Genomic DNA, 21,378 nt, shown 5'->3' with positions numbered 1-21,378 from the left:
CGGCGAGCATGGCACCGTCACCGTTCGGCCGCTCTCCCGTTTTCCAGGGCATGTGCGACGGCTACCACCACGGCACCCTGCCCACCGCTCCCCCGGACAGGACGGCACTCACCCGCCGGGCGACGATCGCCGCGGGCGCAGGCCTGCTGATGGCCGGCACCCTCGGCGCCAGCACCGGGGCGATCGCCGACACCGGCCGCTCACCTCGCGTCGGCGCCGCCCGCCGCTCGCGGCTCACCCGCGGCACCCGGCTGCTCCACGCCGACCTGCACAACCACACCCTGCTCTCGGACGGCGATGGCGACCCGGCCCTCGCCTTCGACTCCATGCGCAGCGCCGGGCTCGACGTCGCCGCGCTCACCGACCACGCGACCCTGTCCGACAACCTGCTCGGCGACGTGCTCGCCGGCCTGCTGCCGCCGGAGTACTCCCAGCTCGGCGGCATCACCCGCACCGACTGGCACCAGACCCGGGCGTACGCCGACGCGGCGAACGTCGACGGCGCGTTCACCGCGATCCGGGGCTTCGAGTGGTCCGAGCCGCTGCTCGGCCACGTCAACGTCTGGTTCAGCGAGCACTACACCGACGTGCTCGAGGCCGGCCTGATGCAGCCACTGCTGTCGTGGCTGCGCCGCGAGCCGGGCCTGGTGCTCGACGGCGGCGCCGACGGGCTCGCCGGCTTCAACCACCCGGGCCGCGAGCCGGGTCGGTTCCAGGGGTTCCACTACGACGAACGCGTCCGCGACCGGGTGGTCTCCCTCGAGATGTTCAACCGTCGCGACGACTTCGTCTTCGAAGGGTACGCCGACGGGAGGTCCTCGCCGCTGGTCGCCTGCCTCAACGCGGGCTGGCGCACCGGCATCGCCGGCTGCACCGACGAGCACGGCACCGACTGGGGCTTCCCGGAGGGCAAGGGCCGGACCGGGATGTGGGTGACCGACCACAGCCGGGCCGGCGTGAAGGCGGCGATGAGGGCCAGGCGTTTCTTCGCCACGCGCACGTCGGGCCTGCGCGTCGACGCCACGGCCACGCCGCGACGCGGGACGCCGCACCGGATGGGGTCCGTGCTGAGCCACGACCGCGGCGCCGTACGCATCCGGGTCGATCTCGCCCGCGACGCGTCCTGGATCGGTCGACCGCTCACCGTGCAGGTCCTGCGGCCGGGCACCGACGCCCCCACCGTCGGCGCACGTCGAGGAGTTCCGGGTCGGTCCCGTCGTCGACTTCCGGGTGCTTGTCGACGTGGAGGACGGCGACTGGATGCTGCTGCGGATCGCGGACCCGTCCGAGCCGAACGCCACCCCCGGACCCGAGGGCCACCCCTGCAACGACCTGGCGGTGGCCTACACCAGCCCGTGGTGGTTCGAGCCCCGGGCGGCCTGATCCCCTACGGTTCGGCTGTGACGAAACTGGGGCGCGCGACGCTGCTGTGGATGATCCCGGTCAACCTGCTCCTGCTCGTCTGGGTGTGGATCGGCCGGATCGTGTTCGGTGTCGGCGGCTGGTTCTTCGTGATCTTCCTGGTCTCCGTGGTGCCGGTCGTGCTCATCGCGCTGACCCTCACGACCGCGCTGGCCTACACACAGGACGGTCGACCCCGGGCGCTCACCCGGGTGCAGGCCTGGGCGCAGCTGGTGACCTGGATCGGCCTCCTCGGCTTCGGCGCGTTCTGCCCCGACTTCGGCGACACCGACGACAGCCAGATCTCGCTGCTGACCCAGGTCTTCGGGCAGAGCGACTCGCTCATCGACCTCAGCGTCACCATCACGATCGCGTTCGGGCTGCTCGCCGTCGCGGCGTACGTCGTCCTCCTCGTGGCCCTGGTCTTCGCCCGGCGCGACTCTGGGACAATCACGGAGTGACCGAGCCCGCCGCCAAGCCGAAGAAGCGCCCCCGGCACCTGATGGACCCGGACAACCCGCGACGCGAGGTGGTCCGCAACACCGGGCCGGGCACACTCAGCCTCGAGCCGGTGCAGAAGTGGGTGCTGTCCGTGCTGGCGGCCACCACGATCGCCCACCTCGCAGGCGGCCTGGTGATCGCGGCGATGTACGTCGACGACGACCGGGTCGACGCCCGGATCGGCCTCAACGTCGTCGCGGCAGCCTTCGGGGTGCTCGCGGTGATGGCCTTCCGGGCGATCCACCAGAAGAAGCTCCTCTCCCCCTGGCTGCTGCTCGGCCTCATCCCGCTCGTCGGCGGGCTCTGGCTCACCTTCCGCTGACTGGAGCACGGCCTAGGGTGGGGTCATGGCCGACGACAAGACCCGCGACAAGGCATCCACCCTCCTCCGCCTGCACCAGGCTCCCGAGCTCCTCACCGTCGTGAACGTGTGGGACGTGATCAGCGCGCGCACGGTCGCCGCTGTCGACGGGACCACCGCGCTCGCGACGGCGAGCCACTCGATAGCCGCGACGTACGGCTACGACGACGGCGAGAACATCCCCGTCGACCTGATGCTCGAGATGGCCGGCCGGATCGCGGCCTCCACCGACCTGCCGGTGACCGCCGACCTCGAGGGCGGGTACGGCGACCCGGCCGAGACGGTGCGGCGGGCGATCGGGCTCGGCATCGTCGGCGCCAACATCGAGGACCAGATGCGCCCGCTCGCCGAGGCGGCCGGCAACGTGGAGAAGATCATGAAGGCCGCCGAGCAGGAGGGCGTCGACTTCGTGCTCAACGCCCGGACGGACGCCTTCGTGAAGGGCCGCGACCGCGACCAGGGCGAGGTGCTCGCGGACGCGGTCGAGCGCGGCAAGGCGTTCCTGGAGGCCGGTGCCCCGGTCGTCTTCGTGCCGGCCCGGCTCGACGAGGCGCAGGTGTCCACGTTGGTCGAGGCCTTCGGGCCGCAGCGGCTGACGATGATCGGCATCCCCGGCGTACCGTCGCTCGCCCGGCTCCAGGAGCTCGGCGTCGCCCGCGTCTCCTACGGCCCGATGTCGCAGAACGTCGCGCTCACCGCACTCCAGGAGCTCGTCGAGGACGTGCACCGCGGCGGCGGCGTGCCGTCGACGATGCGCATCCTGAACTGACCCTCAGACGCGCTCGATCACGGTCACGTTGGCCTGGCCGCCGCCCTCGCACATCGTCTGGAGGGCGTAGCGGCCGCCGGTGCGCTCGAGCTCGGCGAGCAGGGTCGTCATCAGGCGGACGCCGGTGGCGCCGATCGGGTGACCGAGGGCGATGCCGCCGCCGTTGACGTTCACCTTCTCGTGCGGCGCGCCGGTCTCCTTCATCCACGCGAGCACGACGGACGCGAACGCCTCGTTGCACTCGAAGAGGTCGATGTCGTCGATCGACAGGCCGGTCCTCGCGAGGGCGTGCTTGGTCGCGCCGATCGGGCCCGTCAGCATCCAGACGGGGTCGTCGCCGCGCACCGAGAGGTGGTGGATGCGCGCCCGCGGGGTCAGGCCGTGGTCGGCGACGGCCTGCTCGGACGCGATCAGCATCGCGGCCGACGCGTCACAGATCTGCGAGGAGACGGCGGCGGTGATCCGGCCGCCAGGAGCCAGCGGCTGCAGGCCGGCCATCTTCTCCAACGAGGTCTCGCGGGGGCACTGGTCCGTGTCGAACACGGTGCCGTCGGGCAGCGTGAGCGACTCGATCTCGTCCTTGAACCGGCCCTCCGCGATGGCCGTCCGCGCCCGGTCGTGCGAGGCGAGGGCGAAGGCCTCCATGTCCTCCCGGGAGATGCCCCACTTCTCGGCGATCATCTCGGCCGAGCGGAACTGGCTGACCTCCTGGTCGCCGTACCGCGCCTGCCAACCGGGCGACTCGGCGAACGGCGTCGAGAAGCCGTACTGCTGACCGACCAGCATCGCGGCCGAGATCGGGATCGCGCTCATGTTCTGCACGCCGCCGGCCACGACCAGGTCCTGGGTGCCGGACATGACGCCCTGCGCCGCGAAGTGCACGGCCTGCTGCGAGGAGCCGCACTGGCGGTCGATCGTCACGCCGGGCACGTGGTCCGGCAGCCCGGCCACCAGCCACGCCGTACGCGCCACGTCGCCGGCCTGCGAGCCGATGGTGTCGCAGCAGCCGAGGATGACGTCGTCCACGGCACCCGGGTCGACGCCGGTACGCCGCACCAGCGCGGCGAGCGTGTGGGCGGCGAGGTCGGCCGAGTGGACCTCGGCCAGCGCTCCCCCGCGCTTGCCCACGGGAGTCCGGACCGCGTCCACGATGAATGCCTCAGACATTGATGCCCTCCAGGAGGATCGAGAGATATTGCCGTGCGATCTCGGTGTGCGTGCGGCGGCCGCCGGGGCGGTACCAGGACACGGCGACCCAGACGGTGTCGCGGATGAAGCGGTAGGTGAGCTCGAGGTCGAGGTCCGCGCGCAGGACGCCGGCGTCGATGCCGTTCTGGAGGAGCGTCAGCCAGACCTCGCGGGACTGCTGGTTGCGGTCGGCGAGGTAGGAGAAGCGGTCGAAGGTCAGCAGGTACGCCGCCTCGTTCTGGAAGATCGCCACCTCCGCCCGGTGCTTGTCGATCGCGTCGAACGACACCAGCACCGCCTGCTCGAGCTGCGCCTTCGGGTCGGCGTCGCTCGCGAGGATCTCGTCGTACTGGCCGAAGAGCTCCTCCTGGAACGTCCGCAGGATCTCGTCGACCATCGACTCCTTGGAGTCGAAGTGGTGGTAGAGGCTGCCCGACAGGATCCCGGCGGAGTCGGCGATGTCGCGCACCGTGGTGTTCTTGAAGCCCTTCTCGGCGAAGAGGCCGGCCGCAATGGCCAGCAGCTCGTCGCGTCGGGTCGCGCTGGCGGTCTCAGGCATGCTGGCTGCTCACCGAGACCACCTCGCCGGTCAGGTACGACGAGTAGCCGCTCGCGAGGAAGACCATCACGTTGGCGACCTCCCACGGCTCGGCCGCCCGGCCGAACGCCTCGCGCTGCTTGAGCTCGTGCAGCAGCTCGTCGGAGGTGACCTTGGCGAGGAACGGGTGCATCGCCAGGCTCGGCGACACGGCGTTGACCCGGATGCCGTGCGGCGCCAGGTCGAGGGCGGCGCAGCGGGTCAGCGCCATCACGCCGGCCTTGGCGGCGGCGTAGTGGGCCTGGCCCTCCTGGGCCCGCCAGCCGATCACCGAGGCGTTGTTGACGATCACACCCTTCGTCCCGGAGGCGACGAAGCGCTGACCGGCCGCCCGGACGCACCGGAAGGTGCCGTTGAGGGTGATGTCGAGGACCTTGAGCCACTGCTCGTCGGTCATCTCGAGGATGCTCGCGGTGCCGCCGAGGCCGGCGTTGTTGATCATCACGTCGACACCGCCGAACTCCTCGGCCGCGTCGAGCAGGGCGGCCACCTGCGCCTCGTCGGTGACGTCGCAGACCAGCTGGCGCACCCGGTCGGCGCCGAACTCGGCGGCCAGCACCTCCTCGGCCTCCGCGAGCCGACGCTCGTGGGTGTCGCTGAAGACCACCGCCTTGGCGCCCTCCTCCAGCGCGCGTCGTACGACGGCGGCGCCGATGCCCGCACCTGCAGCGGCCGTCACCACGACGACCCGGCCGGCCAGCAGGTCGTGCCCGGGGACGTAGTCGGGGGTGGGCTGCTCGGGTCTCGTGGCGGTCATCCGCGGGCCTCTCGGGGTAGGCCGAGCACGCGCTCGGCGAGGATGTTGCGCTGCACCTCGTCGCTGCCGCCGTAGATCGTGTCGGCGAGCGAGAAGAGGAAGAGCCGCTGCCACCGGGACAGCTCGTAGCCGCTGTCGGTCGCGGTCGTGAGGCCGGCCGGGCCGAGGACGTCCATCGCGACCTCGCCGAGCCGCTTGTGCCAGCTGGCCCAGACGAGCTTGAAGACCGACGGGCCAGCAGCGTCGTCCGACGAGAGGCCGCGCATCGCCTGGCGACGCATCACCTCGAGCTCGACCTTGAGGCCGGCCAGCCGGTCGCGCAGCACCGGGTCGTCGGTCGCGCCGTTGGCCTTCGCGAGGTCGACGACCCCCTCGAGCTCGCGGGCGAAGCCGACGACCTGGGCCAGCACCGAGACACCGCGCTCGAAGCCGAGCAGCGCCATGGCGACCTTCCAGCCCTCGCCCGGCTCGCCGACCACCAGGTCGGCGTCGGTCCGGGCTCCGGTGAAGAAGACCTCGTTGAACTCCGAGCCCCCGGTCAGCTGCTCGATCGGGCGCACGTCGACGCCCTCCTGGTCGAGCGGCACCAGCAGGAAGGACAGCCCGCGGTGCCGCTCCGAGCCCGGCTCGGTTCGGCACAGGACGAAGGCCCACTGGCTGAAGTGGGCGTTGGACGTCCACACCTTCTGCCCGTCGACGACCCAGCTCTGCTGATCTCCAGGCAGGCCGTCCAGCCGAGCCTTGGTCTGCACGTTGGCCAGGTCGGAGCCGGCGTTCGGCTCGGAGTAGCCCTGCGCCCACAGCTCCTCGACGGCCACGATCCTCGGAAGGAAGCGCGCCTTCTGCTCCTCGGTGCCGAACGCCATCAGCGTCGGGCCGAGCAGCTCCTCGCCGAGGTGGTTGACGCGCACCGGCGCGTCGGCCTTGGCGTACTCCTCGTGGAAGATCACCTGCTGGGTCAGGCTCAGCCCGCGGCCGCCGTGCTCGGTCGGCCAGCCGACGCAGGTCCAGCCGTGCTCGGCGAGCAGCCGGTTCCAGGCGACCCGCTCGTCGTGCGCCTCGTGGTCGCGACCCGCGCCGCCCAGGCCGCGCAGCGCGGCCCACTCGCCGGTCAGGTGCTCCTCGAGCCAGGCCCGCACCTCGGCACGGAACGCCTGGTCCTCCTCGGAGTAGGTCAGGTCCACAGGTGGTAGCCTACCAAGCAATTGCTTGGTTGGTGATGGAGGCGATGTGGCACAGACGATCCCGGCGGCTCTCGGAGACGCTGCCGACCGTTTCGGCGATCATCCCGCCTACGTCCAGGACGGCGAGGTCGTCACCTTCCTGGAGCTGCTGCGCCGGGTCCGCCGCGCCGCACGCGGGTACGTCGCCGCCGGACTCGAGCCCGGGGACCGGGTGGTCGTCTGGGCGCCCAACAGCATCGCGTGGGTGGTCGCCGCGCTGGCCACGTCGTACGCCGGCGGCACGCTGGTACCCGCCAACTCCCGCTACACCGGTCACGAGGTCGCCGAGATCGTCGATCGCACGTCGGCGCGGATCGTGGTCGTCGAGGACGGCTTCCTCGGACGCACCCAGATCGCCGACCTCCGCGCCGCCAGCGAGCTGGCCTCGGTCTCGCTCGTGGTCGAGCTCGCGCACCTGGCCGACATCGACATGGGGTCGGTGACCACCGCGGACGTCGACCGGCTCGCCGAGTCGGTCTCCCCCGACGACGTCGCCGACATCCTCTTCACCTCCGGCACGACCGGCAAGCCCAAGGGCGCGATGTCGGCGCACCGCCAGACGATCGGGGTAGCGCGGGCGTGGGGCGAGCTCGGCGGGGTGAACGGGCAGGACCGCTACCTGGTGGTCAACCCGTTCTTCCACTCGTTCGGCTACAAGGTCGGCATCGTCACGGGCCTGCTCACCGGCGCCACGCTCTACCCGGTCGCCACCTTCGACCTCGACGCGACGATGGAGATCATCGAGTCGGAGCGGATCAGCGTGCTGCCGGGCGCGCCGACGATCTTCACCTCGCTGCTGAACGCACCCGGCCGCACCGACCGCGACCTCTCGTCGCTCCGCCTCGCGGTCACCGGCGCCGCGGTCGTACCGGTGGTGCTGATCGAGCGGATGCGCCGTGACCTGGCGATCGACCAGGTCGTCACCGCGTTCGGGATGACCGAGGCCGTCGTCGTCACGATGTGCCGCGAGGGCGACTCGGCCGAGACGGTCGCCACGACGTGCGGCCGCGCGATCCCGGGGATGGAGACGCGGATCGGCCCCGACGGCGAGCTCCTGGTCCGCGGCGAGTACGTGATGCTCGGCTACCTCGACGACGAGGCCGCCACGGCCGAGGCGATCGACGCCGACGGCTGGCTGCACACCGGCGACATCGGGGTGCTCGACGACCAGGGCAACCTGTCGATCACCGACCGGCTCAAGGACATGTACATCTCCGGCGGCTTCAACGTCTATCCCGCCGAGGTCGAGCAGGCGCTCGCCCGGATGGACGGTGTCGCCGACGTCGCCGTCGTCGGGGTGCCCGACGAGCGGATGGGCGAGGTCGGCAAGGCGTACGTCGTCGGCACCGCCGCGCCCGACGACGTCATCGCCTTCGCCAAGGAGCGGCTGGCCAACTTCAAGGTGCCGCGGCACGTCGAGGTGGTCGACGGCCTTCCCCGCAACCTGTCCGGCAAGGTGCTGAAGACGGAGCTTCGCGATGGATCTTGACCTCTCCGAGTCCGAGCTGGCCTTCCAGGCCGAGGCGCGGGAGTGGCTCGCGGCGAACGTGCCGGCCGAGCCGCTGCCGTCGATGGACACCGCCGAGGGCTTCGTCGCCCACCAGGAGTGGGAGCGGCTGCTCTCCGACGCGCGCTGGTCGGTCGTGTCCTGGCCGACGGCGTACTCCGGCCGCGAGGCGTCGCTGGTCGAGTGGGTGGTCTTCGAGGAGGAGTACTACCGCGCCGGCGCGCCCGGCCGGGTCTCCCAGAACGGGATCTTCCTGCTCGCGCCGATCATCTTCGACCACGGCACCCCGGAGCAGCAGGACCGCTTCCTGCCGACGATGGCGACCGGTGAGCGGATCTGGGCGCAGTGCTGGTCCGAGCCGGAGGCCGGCTCCGACCTGGCCTCGCTGCGCTCGGTGGCGGCGCGCGACGACGAGCGCGGCGGCTGGGTGCTCAACGGTCAGAAGACCTGGTCCTCGCGGGCGGCCTTCGCGCACTGGGGCTTCGGGCTCTTCCGGTCCGACCCGGAGGCGGCGCGCCACCACGGCCTGACCTACTTCCTCTTCCCCCTCGACGCAGACGGCATCACCGTGCGCCCGATCGCCCAGCTCGACGGCGAGGCGGGCTTCGCCGAGGTGTTCTTCGAGGACGTCTTCGTCCCCGACAGCGACGTGCTCGGCGCCCCCGGCGACGGCTGGCGGGTCGCGATGAGCACCGCCGGCAACGAGCGCGGCCTGTCGCTGCGCTCCCCCGGCCGGTTCTGCGCGGCCGCCGACCGGCTCGTCTCCCTGTACGGCGATCGGCCCGACCCCGCGTCCGCCGACGGCGTGGTCGACGCCTGGATCAAGGCGCAGGCCTACCGGCTCTACACATGGGGCACCGTCACCCGGCTCGCAGCCGGTGGCGACATGGGCGCGGCCGGCTCGGTCAACAAGGTCTTCTGGTCCGAGCTCGACATCGCGCTCCACGAGACGGCGCTCGACCTGCTCGGCCCGGAGGCCGAGGTGGAGTCGCGCTGGCTCGACGGCTACACGTTCTCGCTCTCCGGCCCCATCTACGCCGGCACCAACGAGATCCAGCGCAACATCGTGGCCGAGCGGATCCTCGGACTCCCGCGCGAGCCGAAGGGGGCGACGAAGTGAGGTTCGAGCTCGACAGCGACCAGCAGGACTTCGCGGGCGCCTTGGACTCCCTGCTCGCCAACGCCGACACCGTCGCGGTCGCCCGTGCCTGGGCCGACGGCGACCACGAGCCGGGGCTGAAGCTCTGGGGCCGGCTGGCCGAGATGGGCGTGACCTCCCTGGCCGACGAGCCGGTCTTCCTGGCGATCGCGTTCGAGCGGCTCGGCTACCACGCTGTCCCCGGACCGTGGGTCGAGTCGGTCGCCTACCTCGGACAGGCCGACGGCATCGCCACGGTGGCGCTGCCGCCGCACGTGCCCTACGCGCTCGACGCCGACGTCGCCGGCGTCCCGCACGTCGGGGCGATGCGGGTGTCGGTGGACCGGACCCGGCGACTGTTCGAGGTCGAGACGACGGACGCGGTCGACGAGGCCGCCTTCGACCGGGCGGTGCTGGCGGTGTCCGCCCAGCTCCTGGGCGCGGGCGAGCGGGTGCTGGCCGACTCGGTGACCTACGTGAAGCAGCGCAAGCAGTTCGGTCGCGAGATCGGCTCCTACCAGGCGATCAAGCACGCGCTCGCCGACGTGCGCATCGCCCTCGACTTCGCGCGCCCGCTCGTCCTCGGGGCCGCGCTCGGTGATGTCAGCGTCTCGGCCGCCAAGGTCGCCTGCGCGGACTCGGCGTACCTCGCCTCGCGCACGGGGCTCCAGGTGCACGGCGCGATCGGCTACACCCAGGAGTTCGACCTCAGCCTCTGGCTGACCAAGATCCGCGCGCTGGTCACCGCCTGGGGCACCCCGGCCCACCACCGTGCGCGGCTGCTGGAAGCCCTGGTCGACTGATGGAGTTCGCGCTCACCGACGAGCAGCAGGAGCTGGCCGCGACCGTCCGCTCGCTGCTGGACAAGCGCGGCGACGCCCGCGTCGAGACGTACGACGAGGCGCTCTGGGCGACGCTCTGCGAGCAGATCGGCGTGGCCGCGCTGGGCATCCCCGAGGAGCACGACGGTGCCGGCTTCACGCTCTTCGAGTCGCTGGTCGCCCTCGAGGAGGTCGGCCGCTCGTTGGTCCCGTCTCCCCTGCTGAGCTCGCTGATCACCTCCGAGGCGCTGCTCGCCGGAGCGGACGACGACGCGCAGGCCCGGCTGCTGCCGCGCATCGCGGCCGGCGAGGTCGCCGCGTTCGTCGACGGCGACGCCCCCGTCCTGGACGGCGACCTGGCGACGATCGTCGTCGCGGCGACCGACGACGGGCTCTTCGAGGTCGAGGGCGCCGAGACCACGTGGACGCCGACCATGGACCAGACGATCCGGCTCGCGACTGTCGAGGGCGGCACCCGGACCCCCATCGGCGACGGCCGGGCCGCCCGCGACCGTGCCCGCCTCGTCGGGGCGGTCGGCTGCGCGGCGCTCGCCTCCGGGCTCGCGGCCCGGGCGCTCGACATGACCGTGTCCTACAGCAAGGAGCGCGTGCAGTTCGGGCGCCCGATCGGCTCCTTCCAGGCACTCAAGCACCGGATGGCCGACATGCTCGTGCTGACCGAGATGACCCGCTCGGCCTCCTGGGCTGCGTCGTACGCCGTCGCGAGCCGCGCCGACGACGCCGACCAGCTCGCCCACGTCGCGAAGGCCTACTGCTCCGACGCGGTCTCCCGCCTGGCCGGCGAGACCGTCCAGCTGCACGGCGGCATCGCGATCACCTGGGAGCACGACGCCCACCTGGTCTTCAAGCGCGCGCACGCCCTCGGCCGGCTCTTCGGCAGCGCCACCGAGCACCGGGCGGCCGTGGCACTCTGACGCCATGAGCGGGGACCAGCAGGAGATCGACGAGGTGGTCGCCACCTTCTTCGCCGCGTTCGCCTCGGGGACCGAGGCCGAGGTCGACGCCCGGCTCGACGCGCTGCGCGCCGTGCTGCTGCCCGAGGCGGTGGTGGTGTCCGCACGCGGCGGGCCGGCGGCGTACGACGTCGACGCCTTCATCGAGCCCCGACGCGCGCTGCTGACGGGCGGCCGGCTGACGGACTTCCGCGAGTGGGAGGTCGAAGGGACCACCCAGGTGTGGGGCGACGTCGCGCACCGCTGGTGCTCCTACGCCAAGGAGTGGGTCGAGGCGGGCGCCGCCGTGACCGGTCACGGGCAGAAGTCGCTGCCGCTGGTGCGCACGGACGCGGGGTGGCGGATCAGCGCCGCGGCGTAGGACGACGCGCTGTGACTCCTGTGACGCGTGAGCACTCCTGGGACTCGGTGTTGGCACCCTGTTGAAGGAGTGTTGGCGACGTGTTGATCGGACGTCGATCGGGTGTAGGCGACGACTCCATAGCGTTCCTGTCATGACGAAGCCCACCGCCGCCCAGCCCACCAGCTCCGACAAGCGCTCCTTCGACGGCGCCGTCGCCAACCCGCGTCGCACCCAGATCTGAGCCGTCCGGACCAGACCGCCGGGACCCCCGGCCGCCCGATAGGTTGCGGCCATGCGCGTCCTGATCCTCGGAGCCGGCTTCGGCGGGCTCGAGCTGGCCACCACCCTCGCGAACGACGCGGGTGACGCCGTCGAGGTCACCCTGGTCGACCGGGCCGAAGGCTTCGTCTTCGGCTTCTCCAAGCTCGACGTGATGTTCGGCCGGACCACCGCCGACCACGTGCTGCACCGCTACACCGACCTCGCGCCGGACGGCGTCCGCTTCGTCGCCACCACCGTCCGCGCCATCGACCCGGCGGCCCGCCGCGTCGAGACCGACGCCGGTCCCCTGGACTGCGACATCCTCGTCGTCGCCCTCGGCGCCGACCTGCACCCCGACGCCACCCCGGGCCTGGTCGAGCACGGCCACGAGTTCTACACCGTCGCCGGCGCGTTCGGACTGCGCGACGTGCTCGACACCTTCCCGGGCGGCGACGTCGTCGTCGCGGTGACCTCCACCCCGTTCAAGTGCCCGCCTGCGCCGAGCGAGACCGCGCTCCTGCTGCACGACCACCTGCGGGCGCGCGGACTGCTCGACCGCTCCACCGTCTCCCTGGTGATGCCGCTGGGCGTCCCGATCCCACCGTCCCCGGAGGCCTCGGCGGTGCTGCTCGCCGAGTTCGAGCGCCGCGGCATCGCCTGGCACCCGGGCCAGCTGGTCCGCTCCGTCGAGCCCGGGCGGGCGGTCCTCGGCGACGGCTCCGAGGTCCCGTTCGACCTGCTCCTGGCGGTCCCGACCCACCGCGCCCCGGACGTCGTCGTGGAGTCCGGCCTCGCGGTGGACGGCTGGATCCCCGTCGACCCGCTCACCCTGCGCACCCGCTTCGCGGACGTGTACGCCGTCGGCGACGTCACCAGCGTCGGCACCCCCAAGGCCGGTGTCTTCGCCGAGGGCCAGGCCGCCGTCGTCGCCGCCCAGCTGGTCGCCCGGGCCCGCGGCGAGGCGAGCGCCACGACGTACGACGGACGTGGCATCTGCTACCTCGAGGTCGGCGACGACCGGGTGGCCAAGGTGGACGTCACGTTCGTCAGCGGGCAGGCGCCGGCCGGCGACCTGGTCGGACCGTCGACCGACCTGGTGGCGGACAAGACCGCGTTCGGCGCCGAGCGGGTCAGCCGCTGGTTCGGGCGGGAGTGGACGCCGTCGGGCCGCTAGCCGGGGAGAGTTTCATCGGCCAGCCGACGAATCTCACGCTTGGACGATTAAGGTTTGTCGTCCAAGCGTGAGATTTGTCGTCCAGGGTGCGGCCGCAGACGGACCCGTCAACGCGGCGGTACGCCGAGGGCGTGCCGCCGCGTTCTCCTCGTCGGACGGGAGGTGGAACGGCCGCCAGAGCGGATGCTTCGTCATGCTCAGGGCTGGTCGGTGGTGCGGTACTTCCCCCGGTAGAACAGCAGCGGTTCGAGGTCGTCGTCACCGTCGTCGTCGGTGATCAGGTCGAGGACCCGGCCGATGACGACGTAGTGGTCGCCGGCCTCGTGCACGGCGTGGATCGAGCAGTCGATGTGCGCGAGCGCGCCCTCGAGCATCGGCGAGCCCGTCTGCGGCGCCGGCGTCCACTTCACGTCGGCGAACTTGTCGGTGCCCCGGCTCGCCATCGTGTTCGAGAGGTCGGCCTGGTCGGCGGCGAGCAGGTTGACGCAGAAGCGGCCGGACCGCTGGATCAGCGGCCACGCACGCGACGTCTTCGCGGGGACGAAGAGCACGAGCGGCGGGTCCAGCGAGACACTCGAGAAGGACTGGCAGGTCAGCCCGACCGGCTCGTCGTTGCTGACCGCCGTGACCACGGTGACCCCGGACCCGAACCGGCCCAGCACGTCACGGAAGCGCCGCGCGGCGTACACCGCCTCCGGGTCGTCGTGGACCGGGAGGTCCTCGCCGGGGCGGAACTCGAAGTCGACCTCCTGGTCGCCGAGCCACGAGATGATCAGCTCGGGGCTCGGCCAGGTCTCCCGGGCGTCCGGGCTCATCCCCTCGGGGATCTCGCGGTCCGAGCTCATGGGGCTAAGTCTTCCACTGCGTCCGCGGTCACTGCGCTCCGGCGCCGAAGTCGTGGCCCCAGTAGGAGACCGCGGTCGACTCGCGCGCCACCCAGCGTGCGTCGTCGACCGTGAGCCCCTCGGTGCCGAACTCCACGTCGAAGCCGCCGGGCGACTTCACGTAGAACGAGATCATCTCGTCGTTCATGTGCCGCCCGAGCGTGGCCGACAGCGGCGCCCGGTGCTTGCGCACCCGCTCCAGCGCGCGCCCTACGTGGTCGAGCTCGTCGACCTCGAGCATGATGTGCACGCACTTGGACGGGTTGGGCATCGGCAGGAACGCCAGCGAGTGGTGCCGCGGGTTGACGCCCAGGAAGCGCAGCCAAACCTTCGAGCCGGGCTCCTTGCCGACGAACTCCCCCGGCATGCTCATCGAGTCGCGCAGCCGGAAGCCCAGCACGTCGGCGTAGAACCGCAGCGCCTCCACGTCGTCGGTCACGGGCAGCACGATGTGGCCCATCCCCTGGTCGCCGGTCACGAACTTCGCGGCGTACGGCGTGACGACGGGCCGCGACTCGTAGGTGATGCCGTGGAAGAGCTCGAAGACGTTGTCGAACGGGTCGGAGAAGCGCACCAGCTCCTGGACGCGGCGCTCGGCGAGCTCCTCCTTGGTGCCCTCCTCGAACTCGACGCCGGCCTTCTGGAGGTGCTCACGCGCCTCCTGCAGCGCCCGGTGGTCGGCGAGCTCCCAGCCCACGCAGCCCAGCTGGTCGACGTCGGAGGGGTAGACGACGAGGCGTGCGGAGACCTCGTCGATGCGCCAGTACTGGTTGGCCGGGTCGGGCCCGCGGCCGGCAGCCAGGCCGAGCACCTTGCCGGCGAACGTCGTCCACTGGTCGAGGTCGGTGCTGGCCACGCGGACGTAGCCCATGGACTTGATGTCGATCGTCATCAGGACTCCTTCGGGCGCTCGACGTGGCGGGCCAGGAACGCCGTGGAGATCTCGGCGAACTCCTCCGCGGCCTCGATCTGTGCCCAGTGCCCGCAGTTGGGGAAGACATGCAGGGACGCCTTCGGGATCAGCTTGAGGGCGACCATCGCGCCGTCGAGCGGGTTCACCCGGTCCTCGCGTCCCCAGGTCAGCAGCGTGTGCTTGCGCAGCTGGTGGGCCTCACGCCACAGCATGCCGTCCTCGGCGGTCTCGGGGTTCCAGAAGGACATCCCCATCGAGCGCATCGCGTCCTGGGCGCCCGGCGCGGTCGCGTCCGCGAACCGCTCGGCGACCAGCTCGTCGGTCACCAGCGCCTGGTTGACCACCATCGTCGAGATGAAGGCCCGCAGCCGCTCGGGCGTCGGGTCGGCCCCGAAGTCCATCAGCCGCTGCACGCCCTCGGTCGGGTCGGCATGGAAGAGGTTGAGCGAGAGCCCGCCCGGGCCCATCAGGATCAGCCGGCCGACGCGGTCGGGGTAGGTGAGCGCCAGGCGCATCGCCGTACCGCCACCGAGGCTGTTGCCGAGCAGGTGGATCCGCTCGATGCCCAGCTCGTCGAGGAGCTTGACGACGTAGTCGGCCGCGTGGCGGTAGTAGTTGCCCACGACCGGCGGCTTGTCGGACCCACCGAAGCCGGGCTGGTCCACGAGCAGGGTGCGGAACGTGCCCGCGAAGTGCGGCAGCGCGCGGCCGAAGTTCGACCACGCCGAGGCGCCCGGTCCGCCGCCGTGCAGCATCACCAGCGGCAGTCCGCCGCCGATGCCGCTCGGCTGCGTGTCGGGACCCGCCTCGTAGTAGTTGAGGGTGATGTCACCGGCCTTGGCCGAGTGCTGGACCGACTCCTTGGTGATGGTCATCGCTCAGTACATCCCCGGGTCGACCTTGTGGCCGAACTCGTGCGCGCCGTACATCTGGAGGGCGCGCTCGGGGTCGTTGGCCGCGTGCACCCGGCCGGCGTGGGCGTCACGCCAGGCCCGCTGGAGGTAGGTGCCCTGGGCGAGCGCCCGGCCGCCGGAGGCCTCGAAGAGCGAGTCGATCGCGTCGATCGCGCGCTGGGTGCCGAGCACCTGGTCGCGGCGGACCCGCAGGCGCAGCCCGAGCGGGATCTTCTCGCCCTTGGCGACGTGCGCCTGCTCCTCGCGGATGTTGTTGACCAGCAGCGCCCAGGCGGCGTCGATCTCCGAGGAGGCCTTCGCGATCCGGACCGCGGCGAACGGGTCCAGCGACGCCTTCTCGCCGAGGTACGCCGCGCGGACGCGCTTCTGCTGCATGTCGACGTGCTCGGCGTACGCACCGGCCGCCATGCCGATGATCGGCGTGGTGATCGTGCCGGTGAAGATCGAGTGGAACGGCAGCTTGTAGAGGTCGGAGGTGTTCTGCTCCTGGCCCGGGCCGAAGCAGCGGCCGGTGTCGCCCATCGACAGCGTGAACGCGTCGGGCACGAAGACGTCCTCGACCACGATGTCGTTGGAGCCGGTGCCGGACAGGCCGACCATGTGCCAGACGTCGTTGATCGTGTAGTTCTCGCGCGGCACCAGGAACGTCTTGAAGTCGACGACCTGGTTCTCGTCGTTGAAGACGAGCCCGCCGAGCAGCACCCACGAGCAGTGGTCGCAGCCGGAGGAGAAGCTCCACTTGCCGGACAGGGTGTAGCCGCCGTCGGTGAGCTGCGCCTTGCCGGTCGGGGCGTACGACGAGCTCAGGCGGGTCGTCGAGTCGTCGCCCCACACGGCCTGCTGGGCCTCGTCGGAGAAGAGCGCCACCTGCCAGGGGTGCACGCCGACCACGCTGGAGACCCAGCCGGTCGACCCGCACGCACCGGCGATCTCGCGGACGGCGGTGTAGAAGTCGACCGGGTCCGCCTCGTGGCCGTCGAAGCGCTTCGGCTGCAGCAGGCGGAAGAACCCGACCTCCTCCAGCTCCTTGATCGACGCCTCGGGGACGACGCGGAGACGCTCGGCCTCGTCCGCTCGCTCCCGGATGCCGGGGAGCAGGTCACGGACGCCGTCGAGAACAGCCTGGGACATCGAGATCTCCTGTCGTGGTGGGACATCTCGATACTAGAACACGTTCTCGTTTTGGTCGAGACGGAACCACCGTCGGCACGTGAACGTTGGATTACGCCGGGTCCCAGGTGCGGGCGGCCGCCCGTGCGGCCTCCTCGACCCGGGCGACGTGCGCCGGCCAGTCGTAGCCGGCGTCCATGTTCGCGTCCTCCGGTCGCCGACCTGCGGCGCCGTCGATCGACTCCCGCACGATGTCGGCGTGCCCCGCGTGTCGCTGCGTCTCGGCGACCATGTGCACCAGCACCTCGTGGAGCGTGACCGTGTTGTCGTCGACCGGCCACCACGGGACCCGTCCCTCGGCATCGAGGTCCAGCTCGGCGAACGTGACGGCCGCGTGCTCCTGGGCGGTGCGGTAGAGGTCGAGCACCCACTCCCGGCTCTCGTCGGCAGCCAGGTAGAGGTCGGCGTTCGGGTCGGCACCGTCCGCGTGCCACGGCAGCGCGATCCCGCTCGGGCGACCGAAGGTGTCTCCGAAGTAGCCGAGCTCGACGCTCGCCAGGTGCTTGACCAGCCCCAGCAGGTTGGTGCCGGTCGGCGTGAGCGGCCGGCGTGCGTCGTACTCGCTGAGGCCCTCGACCTTCCAGACCAGGGCGTCGCGGGCGGACTGGAGGTACTCCACGAGGGTTGCCTGGGGGTCGCGCACAGCCCGACCCTCTCAGAAGTCCTGGGGCTGGGTGAAGAAGCCGTCCGGGTCGTACGTCGCGCGCGCCTGCGCGAGCCGGTCGGCGTTCGCGCCGAAGTACGCCGCCTGGTAGTCGCTGATCGTCGGGTCGGCGTAGTTGACGTAGGCGTGCTCGCCCCAGTGCGGGACCATCGCGGCCCGGAAGCCCCGGACGTAGGCGTCCGCACTCGTGCCGGTGCCGGGTGGGAAGGTCGCCGTGTACTGCACCGTCGCGAGCGCCTCGCGGTGCACGAAGGCGGTGTCCCCGGGCGCCAGGTCGCGGACCTTGCCGCCCAGGGCGTCGATGGAGATCCCCGCCTCCTTGAGCCCGGACGACTGCGCGGCCTGCACCTGGTCGAGCAGGTCGTGGATGCCTGCGGCGTCGAGCGCGTCGTAGGCCACGTGCGAGGTGGCGCCGAACGACTCGCGCGCACCCGAGCCTGCGAACGCCGCCATCTGCGCCTGGTAGCTGCGGGTGTTCGTCGACCGCACGCTCGGCGCCGGGACGTGGTCGAGGAGCCCGGCGAGCTGGCCGTCGAACGCCGAGGTCGGTCCGGTCCAGGTGCCGGAGAGCAGCAGCGTCGGCCCGCCCGGGTGGGTCCCGCCGCCGAGCGCCTTGAGCGTGGACCAGAGCCGGTCGTCCGCGCCGGGCGCCCAGTCCATCCACGCAGCGATCACGTCGGCGGCGGCGGAGAACGGCCACTCGAGGTAGACGGTGCTGACCGTCGGCGCCGCGACCGTGACGAGGTCGAAGGACGTCACCACGCCCAGGTGTCCGCCGCCGCCACCGCGCAGCGCCCAGTAGAGGTCGGGTTCCTCGTCGGCGCTCGCCGTGCGGACCGTGCCGTCGGCCGTCACGACGGTCATGGCCGTCACGGCGTCGCAGGTGAGTCCCATCGCCCGGGTGAGCACGCCGACCCCGCCCCCGAGCGTCAGCCCGCCGATGCCGACCGTCGCGCAGGAGCCGCCGGCGATCGCGCGACCGGCGCCGCCGATCGTGTCGTAGACCGGGGCCAGGGTCGCCCCGGCCCCGATCGTCGCCGTCTGCCCGTCCAGCCGCACGTCGTGCAGCGGTCGGCAGTCGATCACCAGGGCGCGGGGCGAGCCACCGCCGGACCACCCCGGGTAGCTGTGCCCGCCCGACCGGACCGCCACCGGGAGGTCGTGGTCCTGGGCGAACCGGAGCCCGGTCGCGACGTCCTGCGCGGAGGCGACCGACAGCACGGCCAGCGGTCGCTGCCCGTCGTACCGCGGGTTCTGGAGCAGGCGCACCTGGTCGTACGCCGCGTCCTGCGGCCGGGCGAGGGCGCCCTGAACGGAGCGACGGAGCTGGGCCCACGGGACCGTCCCGGTCGGCGTCGGCGACGCGGACGAGGCGGACGACGCCGACCCGGTCGGGCCGGGCGCGGGGGTCGGGCTGCCGTCGGACGAGCACGCCGACAGGGCACCCAGCGCGCCGGCTCCGAGCACCGCGCGGCGCGTCCAGGTCGTCACTCGATCCACCGTACGGAATCACGGAAGCCCGATCCGGGTTGCCACCCTCGTGACTGCTCTCTTCTCCCCCATCACCCTCCGTGACGTGACCATCCGCAACCGCGCCTGGGTCGCGCCGATGTGCCAGTACTCCGCCGTCGACGGCGTGCCGAACGACTGGCACCTCGTGCACCTGGGCTCCTTCGCCCGCGGCGGCGCCGGGCTGGTCTTCACCGAGGCGACGGCGGTCGTGCCGGAGGGCCGGATCTCGCCCGAGGACACCGGCCTGTGGAACGACCAGCAGCAGGACGCGTGGTCGCGGATCGTCGAGTTCGTCCACGGCCAGGGTGCGACGGCCGGCATCCAGCTCGCGCACGCGGGCCGCAAGGGGTCGACGTACTCCGGCTTCACGGCCGAGCGCGGCGCGGTCGACGAGGCCGACGGCGGCTGGCGCCCGGTCGGCCCCTCGCCGGCGCCGTACCCCGGCCTCCACGAGGACCCGGAGCCGCTCGACGCCGCCGGCATCGCCCGCGTGGTGACGGCCTTCGGCGACGCCGCCGAGCGCGCGGTCGCCGCCGGCTTCGACGTGCTGGAGGTGCACGCCGCGCACGGCTACCTGCTGCACGAGTTCCTCTCGCCGCTGTCGAACCACCGCACCGACGGGTACGGCGGCTCCTTCGACCACCGGGTCCGGCTGGTGCTCGAGGTCGTCCGCGAGGTCCGGTCGCGCATCGATGCCGGCGTGCCGCTCGTGGTGCGTCTCTCCGCCACGGACTGGGTCGACGGCGGCTGGAGCGACGACGACACCGTCCGGCTCGCCGGGCTGCTGCGGGACGAGGGCGTCGACCTGGTCGACACGTCGAGCGGTGGCAACGCGCCTGTCCGGATCGAGGTCGGCCCCGGCTACCAGGTGCCGTTCGCTCGTCGGGTCCGCGAGGAGGCCGGCATCTCGGCGGGCGCCGTCGGGCTGATCACCGAGCCGAAGCAGGCCGAGGAGATCATCGCCGAGGGCTCGGCCGACGTCGTGCTGCTCGGCCGCGAGCTGCTCCGCGACCCGCACTGGCCGCTGCGCGCGGCGTACGAGCTCGGCGTGGACGCCGCCGACCTCTGGCCCGCGCCGTACCGGCGCGCCGCGCGCTAGCCGCACTACGGTGGTCACATGAGCTACGTCGTCGACTTCGTGGACGTGTCCACCACCGGGCTGGAGTCGTCTCCGGTCGCGGACGCCCTCGCCGGGCTGCGGGCCAACGAGGCGCGCTACTTCAAGAACAAGTACGACCACGTCTTCACGACCGAGCCCGCCGCCGAGGCGGGCGAGGTCGTCGAGCACGTGGCCCGCATCCTCGCCGACGAGCGCGACCTCCACATCGCCTCGACGCCGCTCGAGGCGACGGACTTCGAGGTCGACGGGGTCCGCTGGTCGTACGTGTTCTACGAGTCCGGCCTGTCGATCAACGTGCTCTACACGATCGAGGACGGCGGCAAGCGGGCCGTCGGCTTCAAGCTCTCCGACGGCATGGACGTCCCCGACGAGCTCGCCGACCGCTTCAAGTTCGCGCGCCAGAAGTCCAAGCTCGCCGGCACGATCCGCGGGTCGTTCTTCGTGATCAAGGGCGAGTACTAGTCGCCCGCGCTCACCCGGCCTCGAGGACGAAGAACAGGAAGCACAGGAACGACCGGCCCGGTGCCAGACCCGGTGGCAGCACCGCATCGGGAGTGTCGGGCGCCGGCGGCGGCTCGCTGATCGTGACGACGCGGAACCCTGCTGCGCCGAAGGCGTCGGTCATGGCGTGGAGCGGCCGGTGCCAGTACGTCAGCCACGTCTCGCGCCCGTCGAAGACGTGGTCCTCGGAGTACCTGGTGACGGCGAAGTAGTCGGCCTCGGGGTAGACGATCGCGTAGGCGCTCGGGTGGTTGACCGACACGAGGAGGCGACCACCGGGCCTCAGCACCCGACGCAGCTCGGCCAGCGCGCTCGACCAGTCCTCCAGGTAGTGGAGCACGAGCGAGGCGACGACGTCGTCGAACTCCGCATCAGCGAACGGCAGCGGTTCGGCGAGGTCGGCGACGTGGAGGTCGGCGTCTGCGCCGAGCCGTTCGCGGGCCAGCTCGATCATCGCCGCACTGGCGTCGAACCCGGTCACGACGGCGCCGCCGGCGCGCAGCGCTGCGCTCAACGGTCCCGAACCGCACCCCGCGTCGAGGATCCGTCGTCCTGACACGTCGCCGGCGAGGTCGAGCATCGCCGGGCGCTCGTAGTACGCGTTGAAGAGGTTGGACTCGTTCGCCGCCGAGTAGGCGCTGGCGAAGTCGTCGTAGTCGGTGTCCCGAGAGGTCATGCCCCGTT

At 71.8% G+C, this 21,378-nt stretch carries 22 protein-coding genes; 11 read left to right on the top strand and 11 right to left on the bottom strand.

Translation table 11 applies throughout. The annotated features are described in order from the left end of the window. The first annotated feature begins 8 nt into the window (after positions 1–8). The 3 genes from ACFPYL_RS12695 to ACFPYL_RS12685 are packed head-to-tail and all read left to right on the top strand — an operon-like array spanning position 9 to position 3,032. Positions 9–1,862 (top strand): hypothetical protein, encoded by a 1,854-nt coding sequence (locus ACFPYL_RS12695; RefSeq protein ID WP_379154428.1) that lies wholly within the window; start codon positions 9–11, stop codon positions 1,860–1,862. After that, entirely contained in the window at positions 1,859–2,224 is a 366-nt protein-coding gene (locus ACFPYL_RS12690) for a hypothetical protein (RefSeq protein WP_379154426.1), read from the top strand. The genes ACFPYL_RS12695 and ACFPYL_RS12690 overlap by 4 nt, the downstream gene beginning before the upstream one ends. 25 nt (positions 2,225–2,249) lie before the next feature. Next, positions 2,250–3,032, top strand: a complete 783-nt coding sequence (locus ACFPYL_RS12685; protein WP_379154423.1) for an isocitrate lyase/PEP mutase family protein — start codon at positions 2,250–2,252, stop codon at positions 3,030–3,032. Positions 3,033–3,035: 3 nt separating this feature from the next. On the opposite strand, the gene ACFPYL_RS12680 is transcribed toward ACFPYL_RS12685, so the two are convergent. The 4 genes from ACFPYL_RS12680 to ACFPYL_RS12665 are packed head-to-tail and all read right to left on the bottom strand — an operon-like array spanning position 3,036 to position 6,759. After that, on the bottom strand, positions 3,036–4,199 hold the full coding sequence (locus ACFPYL_RS12680; RefSeq protein ID WP_379154420.1) for an acetyl-CoA C-acetyltransferase: 1,164 nt from the start codon (positions 4,197–4,199) through the stop codon (positions 3,036–3,038). Then, positions 4,192–4,779, bottom strand: a complete 588-nt coding sequence (locus ACFPYL_RS12675) for a TetR/AcrR family transcriptional regulator (protein ID WP_379154417.1) — start codon at positions 4,777–4,779, stop codon at positions 4,192–4,194. Before ACFPYL_RS12675 ends, ACFPYL_RS12680 begins: the two co-directional genes overlap by 8 nt. After that, the gene (locus tag ACFPYL_RS12670; protein ID WP_379154414.1) at positions 4,772–5,575 is read right to left on the bottom strand and encodes an SDR family oxidoreductase; all 804 of its coding nucleotides are present in this window, start codon (positions 5,573–5,575) and stop codon (positions 4,772–4,774) included. The genes ACFPYL_RS12675 and ACFPYL_RS12670 overlap by 8 nt, the downstream gene beginning before the upstream one ends. Then, positions 5,572–6,759 carry an acyl-CoA dehydrogenase family protein gene (locus tag ACFPYL_RS12665; RefSeq protein ID WP_379154411.1) on the bottom strand — a complete coding sequence of 396 codons (1,188 nt, stop codon included), beginning with the start codon at positions 6,757–6,759 and terminating at the stop codon, positions 5,572–5,574. The genes ACFPYL_RS12670 and ACFPYL_RS12665 overlap by 4 nt, the downstream gene beginning before the upstream one ends. Positions 6,760–6,805: 46 nt before the next feature. On the opposite strand from ACFPYL_RS12665, the gene ACFPYL_RS12660 reads away from it, so the two are divergent. The 6 genes from ACFPYL_RS12660 (at position 6,806) to ACFPYL_RS12635 (ending at position 13,016) form a co-directional block, all read left to right on the top strand. Continuing rightward, a complete protein-coding gene (locus tag ACFPYL_RS12660) occupies positions 6,806–8,287 on the top strand; it encodes a FadD3 family acyl-CoA ligase (protein WP_379154408.1) in 1,482 nt (493 codons plus the stop codon). Beyond that, entirely contained in the window at positions 8,277–9,425 is a 1,149-nt protein-coding gene (locus ACFPYL_RS12655) for an acyl-CoA dehydrogenase family protein (protein WP_379154406.1), read from the top strand. Before ACFPYL_RS12660 ends, ACFPYL_RS12655 begins: the two co-directional genes overlap by 11 nt. Next, complete coding sequence (locus ACFPYL_RS12650) at positions 9,422–10,246, top strand: acyl-CoA dehydrogenase family protein (protein WP_379154404.1); 825 nt, start codon at positions 9,422–9,424, stop codon at positions 10,244–10,246. The genes ACFPYL_RS12655 and ACFPYL_RS12650 overlap by 4 nt, the downstream gene beginning before the upstream one ends. Further along, positions 10,246–11,199, top strand: a complete 954-nt coding sequence (locus tag ACFPYL_RS12645; RefSeq protein ID WP_379154402.1) for an acyl-CoA dehydrogenase family protein — start codon at positions 10,246–10,248, stop codon at positions 11,197–11,199. The genes ACFPYL_RS12650 and ACFPYL_RS12645 overlap by 1 nt, the downstream gene beginning before the upstream one ends. A 4-nt stretch (positions 11,200–11,203) precedes the next feature. Continuing rightward, positions 11,204–11,599 (top strand): DUF4440 domain-containing protein, encoded by a 396-nt coding sequence (locus tag ACFPYL_RS12640; RefSeq protein ID WP_379154400.1) that lies wholly within the window; start codon positions 11,204–11,206, stop codon positions 11,597–11,599. Positions 11,600–11,873: 274 nt separating this feature from the next. After that, complete coding sequence (locus tag ACFPYL_RS12635) at positions 11,874–13,016, top strand: NAD(P)/FAD-dependent oxidoreductase (RefSeq protein WP_379154398.1); 1,143 nt, start codon at positions 11,874–11,876, stop codon at positions 13,014–13,016. A gap of 197 nt (positions 13,017–13,213) precedes the next feature. Here ACFPYL_RS12635 and ACFPYL_RS12630 read toward each other — a convergent pair whose 3' ends face one another. The 6 genes from ACFPYL_RS12630 to ACFPYL_RS12605 form a co-directional block, all read right to left on the bottom strand. Next, positions 13,214–13,861 (bottom strand): flavin reductase family protein, encoded by a 648-nt coding sequence (locus tag ACFPYL_RS12630; protein WP_379154396.1) that lies wholly within the window; start codon positions 13,859–13,861, stop codon positions 13,214–13,216. 28 nt (positions 13,862–13,889) lie between these two features. Further along, on the bottom strand, positions 13,890–14,792 hold the full coding sequence (hsaC, locus tag ACFPYL_RS12625; RefSeq protein ID WP_379154394.1) for an iron-dependent extradiol dioxygenase HsaC: 903 nt from the start codon (positions 14,790–14,792) through the stop codon (positions 13,890–13,892). Continuing rightward, positions 14,792–15,688 carry a 4,5:9,10-diseco-3-hydroxy-5,9,17-trioxoandrosta-1(10),2-diene-4-oate hydrolase gene (hsaD, locus tag ACFPYL_RS12620; RefSeq protein WP_379154392.1) on the bottom strand — a complete coding sequence of 299 codons (897 nt, stop codon included), beginning with the start codon at positions 15,686–15,688 and terminating at the stop codon, positions 14,792–14,794. Before hsaD ends, hsaC begins: the two co-directional genes overlap by 1 nt. Positions 15,689–15,691: 3 nt before the next feature. Further along, a complete protein-coding gene (gene hsaA, locus ACFPYL_RS12615; protein ID WP_379154390.1) occupies positions 15,692–16,858 on the bottom strand; it encodes a 3-hydroxy-9,10-secoandrosta-1,3,5(10)-triene-9,17-dione monooxygenase oxygenase subunit in 1,167 nt (388 codons plus the stop codon). Between the two features lie 91 nt (positions 16,859–16,949). Next, on the bottom strand, positions 16,950–17,540 hold the full coding sequence (locus ACFPYL_RS12610) for a DinB family protein (RefSeq protein ID WP_379154388.1): 591 nt from the start codon (positions 17,538–17,540) through the stop codon (positions 16,950–16,952). A gap of 12 nt (positions 17,541–17,552) precedes the next feature. Further along, positions 17,553–19,052: an FAD-binding oxidoreductase gene (locus tag ACFPYL_RS12605; protein WP_379154386.1), complete on the bottom strand. Its 1,500-nt coding sequence runs from the start codon at positions 19,050–19,052 to the stop codon at positions 17,553–17,555. A gap of 49 nt (positions 19,053–19,101) precedes the next feature. Here ACFPYL_RS12605 and ACFPYL_RS12600 point away from each other — a divergent pair, with 49 nt between their 5' ends. After that, on the top strand, positions 19,102–20,172 hold the full coding sequence (locus tag ACFPYL_RS12600) for an NADH:flavin oxidoreductase/NADH oxidase (protein WP_379154385.1): 1,071 nt from the start codon (positions 19,102–19,104) through the stop codon (positions 20,170–20,172). An 18-nt stretch (positions 20,173–20,190) separates the two neighbouring features. Then, on the top strand, positions 20,191–20,655 hold the full coding sequence (locus ACFPYL_RS12595; protein ID WP_379154383.1) for a phage tail protein: 465 nt from the start codon (positions 20,191–20,193) through the stop codon (positions 20,653–20,655). Positions 20,656–20,665: 10 nt separating this feature from the next. Here ACFPYL_RS12595 and ACFPYL_RS12590 read toward each other — a convergent pair whose 3' ends face one another. After that, entirely contained in the window at positions 20,666–21,370 is a 705-nt protein-coding gene (locus ACFPYL_RS12590) for a class I SAM-dependent methyltransferase (RefSeq protein ID WP_379154381.1), read from the bottom strand. Positions 21,371–21,378 lie beyond the last annotated feature (8 nt).

This window comes from Nocardioides hankookensis, assembly GCF_042658885.1.
GTDB classification, from domain to species: Bacteria; Actinomycetota; Actinomycetes; order Propionibacteriales; family Nocardioidaceae; genus Nocardioides; species Nocardioides hankookensis.
The sequence above is the reverse complement of the archived record's forward strand: the minus strand, read 5'-3'. Positions and strand labels throughout refer to the sequence as shown.

Bases quoted from the DNA above. Each gene is read 5' to 3' on its own strand.
- ACFPYL_RS12695 (WP_379154428.1), top strand. From the start codon at position 9: ATGGCACCGTCACCGTTCGGCCGCTCTCCCGTTTTCCAGGGCATGTGC.
- ACFPYL_RS12685 (WP_379154423.1), top strand. From the start codon at position 2,250: ATGGCCGACGACAAGACCCGCGACAAGGCATCCACCCTCCTCCGCCTG.
- ACFPYL_RS12680 (WP_379154420.1), bottom strand. From the start codon at position 4,199: ATGTCTGAGGCATTCATCGTGGACGCGGTCCGGACTCCCGTGGGCAAG.
- ACFPYL_RS12675 (WP_379154417.1), bottom strand. From the start codon at position 4,779: ATGCCTGAGACCGCCAGCGCGACCCGACGCGACGAGCTGCTGGCCATT.
- ACFPYL_RS12670 (WP_379154414.1), bottom strand. From the start codon at position 5,575: ATGACCGCCACGAGACCCGAGCAGCCCACCCCCGACTACGTCCCCGGG.
- ACFPYL_RS12655 (WP_379154406.1), top strand. From the start codon at position 8,277: ATGGATCTTGACCTCTCCGAGTCCGAGCTGGCCTTCCAGGCCGAGGCG.
- ACFPYL_RS12645 (WP_379154402.1), top strand. From the start codon at position 10,246: ATGGAGTTCGCGCTCACCGACGAGCAGCAGGAGCTGGCCGCGACCGTC.
- ACFPYL_RS12640 (WP_379154400.1), top strand. From the start codon at position 11,204: ATGAGCGGGGACCAGCAGGAGATCGACGAGGTGGTCGCCACCTTCTTC.
- ACFPYL_RS12635 (WP_379154398.1), top strand. From the start codon at position 11,874: ATGCGCGTCCTGATCCTCGGAGCCGGCTTCGGCGGGCTCGAGCTGGCC.
- ACFPYL_RS12630 (WP_379154396.1), bottom strand. From the start codon at position 13,861: ATGAGCTCGGACCGCGAGATCCCCGAGGGGATGAGCCCGGACGCCCGG.
- hsaC (WP_379154394.1), bottom strand. From the start codon at position 14,792: ATGACGATCGACATCAAGTCCATGGGCTACGTCCGCGTGGCCAGCACC.
- hsaD (WP_379154392.1), bottom strand. From the start codon at position 15,688: ATGACCATCACCAAGGAGTCGGTCCAGCACTCGGCCAAGGCCGGTGAC.
- hsaA (WP_379154390.1), bottom strand. From the start codon at position 16,858: ATGTCCCAGGCTGTTCTCGACGGCGTCCGTGACCTGCTCCCCGGCATC.
- ACFPYL_RS12595 (WP_379154383.1), top strand. From the start codon at position 20,191: ATGAGCTACGTCGTCGACTTCGTGGACGTGTCCACCACCGGGCTGGAG.
- ACFPYL_RS12590 (WP_379154381.1), bottom strand. From the start codon at position 21,370: ATGACCTCTCGGGACACCGACTACGACGACTTCGCCAGCGCCTACTCG.